Annotated in this window: 16 protein-coding genes and 1 tRNA gene; 12 read left to right on the top strand and 5 right to left on the bottom strand. The window is 49.9% G+C overall.

Annotated features, from left to right (window positions below; all coding sequences use genetic code 11):
• Positions 1–21 precede the first annotated feature (21 nt).
• The 4 genes from mqnP to JU82_RS10585 all read left to right on the top strand — a co-directional run bounded on the left by mqnP (position 22) and on the right by JU82_RS10585 (position 2,029).
• On the top strand, positions 22–882 hold the full coding sequence (gene mqnP, locus JU82_RS10570; RefSeq protein WP_037950425.1) for a menaquinone biosynthesis prenyltransferase MqnP: 861 nt from the start codon (positions 22–24) through the stop codon (positions 880–882).
• Entirely contained in the window at positions 879–1,400 is a 522-nt protein-coding gene (locus JU82_RS10575) for a hypothetical protein (protein WP_037950428.1), read from the top strand. The genes mqnP and JU82_RS10575 overlap by 4 nt, the downstream gene beginning before the upstream one ends.
• Complete coding sequence (locus JU82_RS10580; RefSeq protein WP_037950431.1) at positions 1,397–1,912, top strand: hypothetical protein; 516 nt, start codon at positions 1,397–1,399, stop codon at positions 1,910–1,912. Before JU82_RS10575 ends, JU82_RS10580 begins: the two co-directional genes overlap by 4 nt.
• Positions 1,913–1,952: 40 nt before the next feature.
• Positions 1,953–2,029, top strand: a tRNA-Arg gene (locus JU82_RS10585).
• 62 nt (positions 2,030–2,091) lie between these two features.
• Here the strand turns inward: JU82_RS10585 and elyC are convergent.
• Genes elyC through nadD form a run of 3 tightly spaced genes read right to left on the bottom strand, consistent with a single transcriptional unit; the run spans position 2,092 to position 3,700 of the window.
• Complete coding sequence (elyC, locus tag JU82_RS10590; RefSeq protein ID WP_037950435.1) at positions 2,092–2,841, bottom strand: envelope biogenesis factor ElyC; 750 nt, start codon at positions 2,839–2,841, stop codon at positions 2,092–2,094.
• Positions 2,842–3,171 (bottom strand): ribosome silencing factor, encoded by a 330-nt coding sequence (gene rsfS / locus JU82_RS10595; protein WP_037950440.1) that lies wholly within the window; start codon positions 3,169–3,171, stop codon positions 2,842–2,844.
• Positions 3,155–3,700: a nicotinate (nicotinamide) nucleotide adenylyltransferase gene (gene nadD / locus JU82_RS10600; RefSeq protein ID WP_037950443.1), complete on the bottom strand. Its 546-nt coding sequence runs from the start codon at positions 3,698–3,700 to the stop codon at positions 3,155–3,157. Before nadD ends, rsfS begins: the two co-directional genes overlap by 17 nt.
• 77 nt (positions 3,701–3,777) lie before the next feature.
• Between nadD and gap the strand changes: the two genes are divergently transcribed.
• Genes gap through fabI form a run of 4 tightly spaced genes read left to right on the top strand, consistent with a single transcriptional unit; the run spans position 3,778 to position 7,566 of the window.
• Entirely contained in the window at positions 3,778–4,782 is a 1,005-nt protein-coding gene (gene gap / locus JU82_RS10605; protein WP_037950448.1) for a type I glyceraldehyde-3-phosphate dehydrogenase, read from the top strand.
• A 31-nt stretch (positions 4,783–4,813) separates the two neighbouring features.
• On the top strand, positions 4,814–6,004 hold the full coding sequence (locus tag JU82_RS10610; RefSeq protein ID WP_037950450.1) for a phosphoglycerate kinase: 1,191 nt from the start codon (positions 4,814–4,816) through the stop codon (positions 6,002–6,004).
• Positions 6,005–6,018: 14 nt separating this feature from the next.
• Complete coding sequence (locus tag JU82_RS10615; protein WP_037950452.1) at positions 6,019–6,738, top strand: triose-phosphate isomerase; 720 nt, start codon at positions 6,019–6,021, stop codon at positions 6,736–6,738.
• Positions 6,739–6,744: 6 nt separating this feature from the next.
• Positions 6,745–7,566, top strand: coding sequence for an enoyl-ACP reductase FabI (gene fabI, locus JU82_RS10620; protein WP_037950455.1), 822 nt, complete (start codon positions 6,745–6,747; stop codon positions 7,564–7,566).
• Between the two features lie 59 nt (positions 7,567–7,625).
• Here fabI and JU82_RS10625 read toward each other — a convergent pair whose 3' ends face one another.
• On the bottom strand, positions 7,626–8,108 hold the full coding sequence (locus tag JU82_RS10625; RefSeq protein WP_037950458.1) for a hypothetical protein: 483 nt from the start codon (positions 8,106–8,108) through the stop codon (positions 7,626–7,628).
• Positions 8,109–8,359: 251 nt separating this feature from the next.
• Between JU82_RS10625 and JU82_RS10630 the strand changes: the two genes are divergently transcribed.
• Together JU82_RS10630 and JU82_RS10635 are read left to right on the top strand one after the other, a co-directional pair.
• Positions 8,360–9,604: a porin gene (locus JU82_RS10630; protein WP_037950460.1), complete on the top strand. Its 1,245-nt coding sequence runs from the start codon at positions 8,360–8,362 to the stop codon at positions 9,602–9,604.
• Positions 9,605–9,675: 71 nt separating this feature from the next.
• Positions 9,676–10,629: an ABC transporter permease gene (locus tag JU82_RS10635; protein ID WP_037950471.1), complete on the top strand. Its 954-nt coding sequence runs from the start codon at positions 9,676–9,678 to the stop codon at positions 10,627–10,629.
• A gap of 9 nt (positions 10,630–10,638) precedes the next feature.
• Here JU82_RS10635 and nusA read toward each other — a convergent pair whose 3' ends face one another.
• Positions 10,639–11,769, bottom strand: coding sequence for a transcription termination factor NusA (gene nusA / locus JU82_RS10640; RefSeq protein ID WP_037950462.1), 1,131 nt, complete (start codon positions 11,767–11,769; stop codon positions 10,639–10,641).
• Between the two features lie 168 nt (positions 11,770–11,937).
• On the opposite strand from nusA, the gene JU82_RS10645 reads away from it, so the two are divergent.
• Positions 11,938–12,180 (top strand): HP0268 family nuclease, encoded by a 243-nt coding sequence (locus tag JU82_RS10645; protein WP_037950465.1) that lies wholly within the window; start codon positions 11,938–11,940, stop codon positions 12,178–12,180.
• Positions 12,180–12,867 (top strand): radical SAM protein (locus JU82_RS10650; protein ID WP_037950468.1); only part of this gene is annotated, 688 nt, incomplete at its 3' end. The genes JU82_RS10645 and JU82_RS10650, both read left to right, overlap by 1 nt.

Below are 12,867 nucleotides of genomic sequence, written 5' to 3' on the forward strand. Positions count from 1 at the left end.
ACTGTTATACAAAGGTGATACGTGAAGCGACTGGCGAAAAAACTGCAGGATTTTAACGAACTGGTGATGTTTCAGCATACCGTTTTTTCTCTTCCGTTTATTTTTATCGCAATGATCGTCGCCGCAGACGGATGGTTCGGATTCACATTGCTGATTCTAGGGGTACTTGCGGCGATCAGCGCGCGTAACGCCGCAATGGGATTCAACCGTTACGTTGACCGTGTTTTTGACGTTGACAACCCTCGAACGGCAGGACGACCCAGTGTCGATGGAAGGCTTAATCCGGCATCGATCGCGATTTTCACTGCGGTGAACGCTTTGGTGTTTATGGCGGTCGCCTATTTCATCAACGATCTTGCCTTTTATTTGAGCGGGCCGATTATTATCGTATTGCTCAGCTATTCGTATTTCAAACGGTTCAGTTCGATGGCGCATATTGTTTTGGGGATATCGCTCGGGCTTGCTCCGATAGCCGGAGCGGTAGCGGTTACCGGAGCGATTCCGTTGTGGTCGGTATGGTTGAGCATCGGCGTTATGTTTTGGGTAGCCGGGTTTGACCTGCTGTATTCGCTGCAGGATATGGAGTTTGACCGCGAACGCGGGCTGCATTCGATCCCTTCGCGTTTTGGCAGTGCCGCCACGCTGAAAATTTCGGCATTGTTTCATCTTTTAGCCGTTCTTTTCTGGGCGTTGTTCGTCGGCGAAGCAGATTTGGGCTATTTTGCAGTGGCTGCCGTTGTCTTTTCGGCTCTGATGCTGACGTATGAACACTATCTGGTGCGACGTGATTTTACTCAGATAGACCGCGCTTTTTTTACGGTGAACGGGTATCTCGGATTCGTGTTTATCGGGCTGATTATCTTGGATGAGGTGATAGTATGAGTGATGTACGGCTGATTGACGCTCCTTTGGAGGTGGCATTCGATAATGTGGCGGTTGATACGCAGGGATTTGAAAGAGAATATTCCCGGATGAGCGAGAGCGAAGACGATGCGATAGGCCAATGGCTGAGAAATGCCAAAGCCAAAGGGGAGACGAGCGAGAGCGATCCGGTTGCCATCCATCTGTTGGTCGAGCTGTACCGTAAAATGGACCGTCTCGAAAATTTGATCCTCAATACGGCTCCCCAGCGGATCGATTTGACGCAAAGCGGGGCAATAGGCCGGATCGGATTCGAGCATTTTGAACTCCTTGAACCGCTGTTGGTCACGGGTGAGAACTATTACGGGCGGCTTGAATTGCCGGTTCATCCCAAGAGGGATACGGCGCTGTACTTTGAAGCTCTTTCTCCCGTACTGGCGAAAATCATCCGAATTCATCCGCGCGACGAGAGCGAGTGGGGATCGTACATGATGGCGCGCGAGCGGGCAATGATCCGTCACTTGAAAGGGCACGAATGACTTACGGAATCGAGATTGCGCTGATCGCTCTGGCCGTTATGGTGGTGGGGCTTATCTATTACGTCGTGAGCAAAGAGAGCGAAACGCATTCGCAGATTCGAGCCGTCGCCAAAGCGGCGGAAGATCTTCACAGAGAATTGTTCATGATGGACAAACGGCTCAAGCAGGAGCTTGAGATCATCGCATCGCTGCAAGAGAGTGTTCCGGTGAGTCAGCATTCGCTCCACGCGGAACTGGGACGCGAGGTGAACGAGATATCGGTTCCCATTATGGAATCGTTGGGGGTTATCGAGGAGAGTTTCACATCCCACAAAGAAAAAACCGAAAGCCGTTTGCGTTATCTTGAAGAGCGTATCCGAAACCTTTCTCTGCCAACGTCGATCAGCGGATTGGATGATGAAAAAGTGATCACCCGATACAATCAGGGCCTTGAAGTAGACGCGATTGCCAAAGAGTTGCGATTGTCGAAAGCCGAAGTCGAATTCGTCTTGAAAATCAACCAACTCAGATAGTTATAAGGTTTATCAGCTATAATTTCGTTCTCTTTTAAATGCGTCCGTAGCTCAGCTGGATAGAGCACCGGTTTGCGGTACCGGCGGTCAGGGATTCGAATTCCTTCGGGCGCACCACTTACTCGCACTTCACTAACAATCAACCAACTTTAAACTTTATCTCGGTTTTCACAATCTCGCTAGATCAGTCTGCGCAGTTTTCCCCATGCAAGCCCAAGATACTCGTGAAACGCCGCTTCGGAACGTTGCAGCCCTTCGGCCGAAGGCAAGTCCCAGATTTCGGCCGCTTTTTTGACCTGGAAATCGGTCGGTGCGGGGAGTACGTTGACTCCCGCTTTGGCAAAAAGCGCCGCGGCTCTGGGCATGTGCGATGCTGAGGTGACTAAGATCAGCGGTTCGCCGCCAACGATCGCTTTCACTGCCAATGCCTCTTCGGCCGTATCTTTGGGCATTTCGAGGAGAATGATGTCGTTTGAAGGCACCCCCAGCATCATCGCCATTTCGGCGTTTTTCCGGGCGTTGGAAACGACATCGGTATAGCCGAACCCGCTGAAGATCAGTTTCATCCCCGGACGGCTTTTGTAGAGGGCCACCCCTTCGTTCACACGGACCAGCGATGCCGTACCCAGCTGCGAGGAAAGGGGAATGTCGGGATTGCTTGCATGGCCGCTTCCCAATACGTGAATATAGCGCGCATCGGCATGCGTCGAGGGTTTGAAGCTTGGATAGCGTTCTTCGAGAGGGAAAATCAGCAGGGAAGAGAAGGGAGCGTATGAAAGAAGGGTGATCCAGGCGACTGCCGCAAAAATCACTCTCCCGGACCATTTGAGCGATCCACGGTACCAAAGGTAAAGCCCGATCCCGAACAGGATCAAAAAAAGGGGGAAGGGCATCAGCACCGACCCAAGGGCTTTTTTCAGAAAAAACATTTAGGCTTTGGCTTTGCGCGCCGCAATCTCGCTCAAAAAAGTTTCCAAATCGTATTTGCTCCGGTATTGCGGGGTTAGGATGTGGATCAGGATATCTCCCAGATCGACCGCGATCCAGTCCCCGCTCTCATCGATGCCTAAAAACTGTTCTTCGGGTTTAAGCCCTTTTTTGAGGTAGTCGAGCAACGCGAAAGTGTGGCGTTCGTTCAATGACGAGGCGATGATAACGTAATCGGCGAAATAGTCTCCGCCGCGAAGATCGAACACTTCGATCGCTTCGGCTTTGTTTTGGTCCAAAATCTGGCTGATTTTTTCAATTCGTGAGTTCATTGAGTTCCTTGTAATAGGTGATGATTTCGTTTTCAATCTCCGGTTCGAGCCCCAAAGGGGTAAACCGGTTCCGAAAATCGGTTGAGCTGATCGGTACGTCGACACGCAGTTCGATCATGTTGGCCGGTATGGGAATCTCTCCCCGTGAGGCGACGGCCCAGCGGACCATGGCGTTCAGTTCGTCAAAACAGTGCCATTGTTCCAGGGTATCCAGATTGTCCGCACCGATGATGAGGTAAATCTCATCGCAGAAGGGTGCGAAGTGTCTGACTGTTTCGATGGTGTAGACGCTTCTGCGCTGAGCGAGTTCAAAATCGCTGATCTCGACCTTTTCGTACGAGGCAAAAATTTTTCTCAGCCATTGGTACCGAACGGTTCCTTCTGCCCGCACGACCGGTTTAAACGGGTTGCGTTCCGCGGGCACGATGACCAGCCGATCGATCGGCAAAGCTCTCAGCGCTGCGGTGACAACACCGACATGACCGGCATGAGGCGGATCGAAACTGCCGCCGTAAAGTGCAAGCTTCATAGCCCTGTCTTTTTTAATCCAAATTATAACCGAATTTTGGTAAAATCACCCCCTAATTAAGAGCTTAGGACTAGGTGATGGCACTGAAGATTGCTATTAACGGCTTTGGCCGGATCGGCCGATCGGTAACCCGCGTCATCGCCTCGCGCGAAGATGTGGAGCTGGTTGCGATCAATGACATGACATCGATCGACATGATGCTGTACCTGCTGCAAAACGATTCGGTTCACGGTCCTTTTGACGGAGATGCGGCCATTGCAGACGCAAACCATCTTCTGATCAACGGGAAACGGATCGAGGTTTTCAGCGAAAAAAACCCTGAGAACCTTGATTTCGCCTCTTGCGGAGCGGATGTCGTTTTGGAATGCAGCGGACTCTTTTTGACGGGCGCATTGACAAAGCACCATCTGGACAAAGGGGTCAAAAAAGTGATCCTTTCGGCGCCGACGAAGGACAGTGACATTCCGACGTACGTACTGGGGGTCAATGAACACCTGTACCAAGGGGAACGGATCATTTCGAACGCTTCGTGCACGACGAATTGTTTGGGACCGATCGCGAAAATCCTGGATGAGACGTTCGGAATCGAAAAAGGGCTGATGACGACGATCCATGCCTATACCAACGGTCAGGCGGTTATCGACAGCGCGCACGGCACCGATATGCGCCGCTCGCGCGCCGCAGGGGTCAATATGGTTCCCACAACGACCGGAGCCGCGAAAGCGATCAGTCTGGTATTGCCGAATCTGGAAGGAAAACTGCACGGTCAAAGCGTACGGGTGCCGACGCCGGATGTCTCTATGGTCGATTTGAACGTACTGGTGTCACGCCGAACCAGCAAAGAGGAGATCAGCGCCCTGTTCAAATCGTACGCGCTTAATCAGCTCAAAGGGATATTGGAAGTCGATGAACGTTATCGGGTATCTCAGGATTTTGTCGGATCAGCGTTCAGCGCCACAGTGGCCGATGACCTTATTCAGGTTATCGACGGGAATCTGATCAAAATCATGGCATGGTACGATAATGAATGGGGATATTCGAACCGTCTGATCGAGATGGCTTTGTTTATCAGTAAAAAATAAATTTATCAATCTTACAGTAAGAAGGAAATGTATGCAGTTGCTCAGCATCAAAGAGTGTGATATCAAAGGCAAAAAAGTATTTATCCGATGCGATTTTAACGTCCCGATGGACGATTACGGCAATATTACCGACGATCGCCGTATCCGTTCGGCATTGTCCACGGTCAATTACTGCCTGGATCAGGGATGTGCGATTATTCTGGGTTCTCATTTTGGCCGTCCGAAAGGAGAACCGGATGAAAAGTATTCCCTCTCCCCGATTGCACGACGTCTGCATCAACTTCTGAAAATCGACATTAAAATGGCCGCTGACGTTGTCGGAGAAAGCGCGATGAAACTGGCTTCCGAACTTAAAGGCGGAGAGATCCTTTTGCTCGAAAATCTCCGTTTTGAAAAAGGGGAGACGAAAAACGATCCCGAACTCAGCCGTGCGATGGCATCGATGGCGGAAGTCTACATCAACGACGCGTTCGGCGTCAGCCACCGCGCCCATGCGTCGGTTGAGGGCATTACGGCGTATTTTGATGACGAGCACAAAGCGGCAGGCTTTTTGCTCCAAAAAGAGATTCAGTTTTTCGGTACGCTGCTTGACCGTCCCGTACGCCCTTTTGCGGCGATCGTTGGGGGAAGCAAGGTTTCGGGCAAACTTGAAGCGCTGATCAACCTGTTGCCCAAAGTCGACAAAATACTTATCGGAGGGGGGATGGCGTTTACATTCCTCAAAGCATTGGGTCACGATGTCGGCAATTCGTTGGTAGAAGACGATCTGATCCCCGAAGCACTTAACATCATGGAAGAGGCCAAAAAACTCGGCGTCAAATTCTATCTTCCGGTCGATGTCGTTGCGGCAGAGAAGTTTGCTCCCGACGCCATGAGCCGCTTGGTAAGCATCCAAGAAATTCCAAGCGGTTGGATGGGATTGGATATCGGACCCGCAACGGTGCGGTTGTACCGTCAGGTGCTGGCCGATGTTCAAACGATTTTGTGGAACGGACCGATGGGCGTGTATGAAATGGATCGATTTGCGCGCGGCTCGAACAAAATCGCCCATTTTGTCGCCGATTCGTACGCAACGACGGTTGTAGGCGGCGGAGATACCGCTGATTTGGTCCAGCGCGTGGGTTTGGACGAGGAGATTACCTTCATCTCCACCGGCGGCGGAGCGTCGCTGGAGCTGCTGGAAGGTAAAGTGCTTCCCGGCGTCAAACCGCTGTTGAAATAAAAAAGGAGACCGTCATGATAGTGTGTGCGAATTTTAAAGCCAATAAAACGCGACAGGAAACGCAGGCCTATATGGCGGTTGTGGAATCGTTTGTCAGTGCCAACGGCATCTCCGATACGGTTATCGTGTTTCCGCCGTTTACGGCTCTGGAGCATTACGGACGAAATGTACTGGTCGGGGTACAAAATGCCTATCCGGTACAAAACGGCGCATTCACGGGGGAAATCGCTCTTGAGCAGCTTGAAGAGTTCGGGATCGAAACGATTCTGATCGGTCACAGCGAGCGCCGTCATATCCTCGGTGAAACGCAAGAGTCAATTGCCGAAAAATTTCGTTTTTTCGCGGAGCGGGGCTTCGCCATCGTTTACTGCGTCGGTGAACCGCTGGAAGTCCGCGAAGAGGGGAACGACGCCTTGATGGAGTATATTGACAAGCAGTTCGAAGGGATCGACCTGAAGTATCCCGATCTGATCATCGCGTACGAGCCGGTATGGGCGATCGGGACAGGGCTGACGCCGTCGTTACGCGACATCGAGCTTATCCATGGCGCCCTTCGCGCCAAAACATCCGCTCCGCTGTTGTACGGCGGGAGCGTAAAGGTTGATAACGCCCGGGAGATTATGGCGCTTGACAATGTGGAGGGCGTATTGGTCGGATCAGGCGCCCTCAGTGCAAGTGATTTTTGTAGCATGATCGAACAGGCTTCAGAATTAAATACGAAAAAAGGAGAATAACTATTCATGTTAATGCAAGGTAAAAAAGGGCTCATCGTCGGACTTGCCAACGACAAATCGATTGCGTACGGCATCGCCGAAGCGCTTCATGCTCAAGGTGCCAAAATGGCGTTCACTTATTTGAACGAGGCGCTTCAAAAGCGGGTTGAACCGATTGCGGCATCGTTTGACAACTCTCCCGTTTATAAACTGGATGTTTCGGATGAAGCGGATATGGCCTCTATCGCAGACAAAGTAGCCGCCGATTTCGGACAAATCGACTTTTTGGTCCATTCGGTTGCATTCGCTCCGAAAGAAGCTCTTACCGAAGGGTTTATGAAAACATCCAAAGAGGCGTTTCAAATCGCGATGGACATCTCTGTGTATTCGCTGATCGACCTTACAAACCGTTTGGAAAATGTTTTGGCTCCGGGTGCTTCGGTCATTACCCTCAGCTACCTCGGCGGACCAAAATATATCCCGAATTACAACGTGATGGGAGTGGCGAAAGCAGCGCTTGAATCAACGGTGCGCTATATGGCGGTGGAACTGGGCGCGAAAGGCCAGCGCGTCAACGCGATCAGCGCCGGCCCGATCCGTACATTGGCCGCCAGCGGCATCGGCGATTTCAAACAAATCCTTAATTGGAACGAAGCGAATGCTCCGCTTCGCAAAAACGTTACGATCGAGGAGGTCGGAAATTCGGCGATGTATCTTCTCAGCGATCTGGCATCGGGTGTGAGTGGAGAAGTTCATTATGTGGACGCGGGATACAATATCATGGGAATGGCTGCGGTCGAAAAGAATGCCGAAGGAAAAACCGTCTTTATCTGGGACGAAAGAGAATAAGTCAAACCGGGCGTTCGGAGAATTATCTCCTGTTTCGCCCGATCATATGTTACCGATAGTTACTTACCAACCACCGGAAGAGTGTTCATCATGTCTACGTGAGAAGGCTCTTTGGGCTTCCCTTCATTCATTTTTGCTTTATTATCATGATAGACTTTCCACTTATCCGCATATTTTTGCAACGTAAACGGCGTGTTGTCCTCGGGTTCGGGTTCTGCCGGCACGGTTGTCGTCACGACCTCTCCGCTTGGCGCGGTCGTCGTCGTGACGACCTGTTTTGAATCTTTAGTGACCGTTACGACCGTTCCGTCCGCTGCTTTTGTCGTTGTCGTGACGGGTGCGGACTGGGTCATTGGGGTCCATTCCTCTTTTAGCCATGCATCCAGCGAGCGCTGCATTGCACCCCCTTCGGAAGCTGCGGTACTGCTTGGAGAGACCGTTTGGAGCGATGCGTTTTGAGACGGAGAGACTCCTTCGCGGTTGGCACAGCCGATTAAAGTCAAGGCACAGGCAGTTGCGGTGATGACGAACGATGCTTTCATTATCGAATCCTTTGAATTATTTGATAAATTGATACTAAATACATACTATACCATAAACCCACTCATAAACTCTCCGCCGCTCCAAAAATTAATTGTGACATTTTTGTCACATTCCCTAAAATAGGGATTTGCTAGTGGTAAACAGAAAGTAAATGAAATTTTTTTTTCACAGCTATGTTTAAGATTAGCGGCGTTACAATTAATCCCGACGAAACAAAAACATAAGGTCAAACTTAACTTAAGGAGAATCAATGAAGTTAGTAAAAATGTCTCTTGCCGCAGCAGTAATGCTGGGCGCAAGCGCGTTCGCAATCGATAATGTAAAGGTAAGCGGTGACGCGAAACTTTACTACGGTACCGATAACAAAGATCAGGCAGCAGGTATCAGCGACGATCTTTTCGATCAAGCTAACAGCTATGCTGACACGGCGCTTCGTTTGGGTGTAACCGCTGATTTGGTTAAAGGTGTTTCTATGGGTGCGACGGCATACGCCATCAGTACTCTCGGACTTGAAAACAACCTTGTTGCGAACACTTGGACGGGTGGACACGATACAGCTGTTGAAGACAACTCATGGATGGGCGAACTCTGGTTGGCCGGAACAATGGGTAAAACAACTCTTAAAGTAGGTCGTATGGAGCTTGATACTCCGTTGGCGTTCTCTGAAAAATGGTCAATCGTTCCGAATACGTTCGACGCAGCAGTTGTTATCAACCAAGACATCCCTGACACAACTGTTGTTGCGGCATGGGTCGGTAAAAGCAACGGTGTTGACGCCATCACTGCAAGTGCTTCTGCTGCGGACAGAGACGGTATCATGAGAGACGCCGCTAAATTCGGTACGTTCATGGAAAACGGCGCGTACGCTGCCGGGATCGTAAACAACTCGTTCAAACCGTTGACACTTCAAGGGTGGTACTACAACATCGGTATGGTTGCGGATGCTTTCTGGCTTCAAGCGGACATCGACTGCCAACTGGTTAAAGGTGTTAAAATCGGTGCTCAATACGCAGATATCGATCCTAAAAAAGACGGTAAACTTGGTAACACGGCACAAGACTCTTCTGCATACGCGTTCAAACTTGCGTATCAAGGGATCGAAGGGCTGAACGTTTCGGCTGCGTATTCACAAGCGGATGACAAAGGTACTGTTCAAATCCAAAACGTTGCGGCATCAGGTCAGTCTAAACTGTATACTGAAGCATGGTGGAACTACACCTATGTTGGGTCTAAAGACGCGGAAGCCGTTAATTTGACAGCTGAATACACGATGAAAGACGTTGCAAAATTCGGTGTATACTACACAACTGTCAGCAATGACATTGCTGCAGGTGTTGCAGGAAGCACAAAAGAGATGGACGAAGTTGCGGTAACAGCTACTAAATCTTTCGGACCGTTGGATGCAACATTGGCATACGTTTCAACGGATGCTGACGACCAAAACAACGGAAGCCAGTACGATACCGTACAAGCATATTTGACTCTTAACTTCTAAGAGGTTCTTGTCCCCTTTTGGGGATGAACCTTCTTTTTACTTTTCTTTCCCTCTTCCGCTATAATCATCGTATGAAATATCTGTTCCGTTCTCTTGCGTATACTGTTTTAATGTTAGTATTGATTTCACTGCTCTCATTCGGGGCGATTCATATGGCGCCTAACAGCTTTAGCGGCGGCGAACTCAACCCTAACATGACACCCGAAGCAATTGCGCAGCTTAAAGCGGTTTATGGTCTTGACAAGCCGTTATTCCGACAATATGCGGATTGGGTCGTCAATCTGGTGCATCTGAACTTTGGGATTTCGTTTACGAACGGTGCACAGGTCAGCGAGGTGGTTGCGGAGAGGTTACCGGTAACGCTGTGGATGAATATCGTTGCTTTGCTGTTGACGTTCGTCCTCTCGTTATGGCTTGGGATAACGGCTGCGATGCATTATGGAAGCCGCAAGGATAGCGCCTTGATACAATTTTCGCTGGTGAGTTTTGCGATGCCTTCGTATTATCTGGCATTGGTGCTGATGCTGCTTTTGGGTTTTGTGCTGGGCTGGTTTCCCCTGAACGGTCTGCATTCTCTCGAACCTCCTGCAGGGATAGGGTATTATCTTGATATGGCGTGGCATTTGACGCTTCCGATCGCAGTGATGGTTTTTGTAGGGGTTGGAAGTTTAACACTCTACGTCCGTTCGCTGGTGATCGAAATCCTCAAAAGCGACTATATCTATTTTGCCCGCGCGCGTGGCATCGACGAGAAGAAAATTATCCGTTATTATATACTTCCCAATCTGCTTCCTCCGATTGTGACGATGCTGGGGCTTTCTTTGCCCGGTTTGATCGGAGGATCGGTAATTCTTGAATCAATATTCGGTATCGAAGGAATGGGGCAGCTTTTTTATCTCTCGGCAATGAGCCGGGATTATCCGGTGATAATGGGGATTTTGATGATGAGTGCGTTTTTGACGCTGATCGGCAATCAGATTGCCGATGCGATACTTTTGAAGTTAAATCCGTTTGTGAAGAGATGATAAAGTTTTTTAATTCCCGAAAAGCGCTTCGAGCGAGCTGAGTCCCTCTTTTTTCTCTTCGGCCGCTTTTTCGCCGGCGGCGGTACCGCCTTGTTCGTTCAGCTCGATGGTGTAACCGGTGAGCATTGAGGCGAGGCGGATGTTGATACCGCTTTTACCGATCGCTTTGGATTTTTGATCGCTCGGAAGGGTAACGATCGCTTTTTTCTCCCCTTCTTCGGTCTCTTCTACCGTAACGGCGGAGATAATCGCCGGACTCATGGCACGGGAAATGAACAATTCAGGTTGCGGAGTATACTCGACACAGTCGATATTTTCGCCGCAGAGTTCTTCGCTCACCGCGTTGATCCGTACCCCGCGTACCCCGACGGTCGCACCGATCGGATCGATCTGGGGACGGTTGGTGTAGAGGGCGATTTTGGCACGTTCACCCGGAATACGGGCACATTTCTCGATCACAACGATGCCGTCTTTGATTTCGGGAACTTCGAGAGCAAGAAGCTCTTCGAGGAATTTTGGAGACGTGCGTGAAAGTTCCATCGAGATACCGTTGATTTTATCAACATGGACGCGGCGCACGATCGCGCTCACCATATCGCCGACTTTGAATTTTTCGCCTTTGATGCGGTTTTTCATCGGCAGGACCGCACGGATTTCATCGATTTCGATCGTCGTGTTCTGCTGTTCGTCGACGCGGGTAACGCGTCCCGAGACGATCTGATTGATCTTGCTTTTGTATTTGTCGTACAGTTCGTTTTCGACGAGGCGCTGAATATGAAATTCTATTTCGCGGTGCAGTGTTGCAAATGCGCTTCGGCCGTAGCTTTCGATATCGTGCTCCATCTGGAGCTGATCTCCGATTTCGGCATCTTCGTCGATTTCCAGGGCATTGGTCAGGCTCATGTAGGCGCCTGTTTCTTCCCCTTCCAGTTCCGGAGCGTCGTCGGCGACTACGGTGATGATCTGGCGGAGTTTGACCTGTTTGGTACGCTCATCAATGTCGGCTTCAAAGGCAAACGTCGGATTGATAATCCGTTTGGCGGTTTGGATGAAAGACGTTTTGATCGCCTCTTTGACGTTTTCGCGGCTGAGACCTTTTTCGTTGGCAATCGAATCAATAATATCTAAAATATTTTCCATAGCAATATCCTTGTTGGTAATCGAAACTCATAAAAAAATCGGTTTGGTTGGGAAAGCTTTTTTATGAAGGAAAAGTATTATACATAATTTTCTCTTAATACGATATTTATCGAAACACCGATATAATCCCGACAATATCAAGAACTCTATGAGAGAAGGGAATACAGAATGGAACTCAAAATTGCCCGCAGCGAACATGACGCGAAACCAAAGAAAATCGACCTGAAAAAAATCACCGAAATGGTCGAAAAAACCAATTCGCTGATGCTCTATTTTGATCGTGAAAATTCGCACAAAGACCTTCTTGCCCTGCAAGATCACTTCGAAGGGGAAGGCAAAAGCTTTTATATGCGCGAAGTGCGCTACGGTCTCTCCGCTAACGAGTACATGTACGAGGTTCATATCCTCTAATGTCCAAAAAACTCTTTATCGAAACGCTCGGATGCGCGATGAACGTTCGCGATTCCGAGCATATGATTGCGGAGCTGAACGCACAGGAAGGGTATGAACTCACGGACGACGCGCGCGAAGCCGACCTGATTTTGATCAATACCTGTTCGGTCCGTGAAAAGCCGGTTCATAAACTCTTCTCCGAACTCGGCGGTTTTAACAAGCTCAAAAAAGAGGGGGCAAAAATCGGCGTTTGCGGCTGTACGGCTTCCCATCTTGGCAAAGAGATCATCAAGCGCGCACCGTATGTGAATTTTGTTCTCGGAGCGCGCAACGTTTCCAAAATCGGGGAGGTGATTTATCGGGACAAAGCGGTCGAGATAGACATCGATTTCGACGAATCGCAGTTCGCCTTCAAAGATTTCCGCTCAAGCCCTTACAAAGCCTACATCAATATCTCGATCGGATGCGACAAGCAGTGCACGTTCTGCATCGTCCCTAAAACGCGCGGCGACGAGATCTCCATACCGGCCGATCTGATTGTCGCCGAAGCGCGCAAGGCCGCCGAATCGGGAGCCAAAGAGGTGTTTTTGCTTGGGCAGAACGTCAATAACTACGGCCGCCGCTTCTCCGGTCAGCATGAAAAAGTCAACTTTACCGAGCTGCTCCGCCGTGTGAGCGCAGTCGAGGGGATCGAGCGGATTCGCT

It is taken from the genome of Sulfuricurvum sp. MLSB, from assembly GCF_000747095.1.
GTDB lineage: Bacteria > Campylobacterota > Campylobacteria > Campylobacterales > Sulfurimonadaceae > Sulfuricurvum.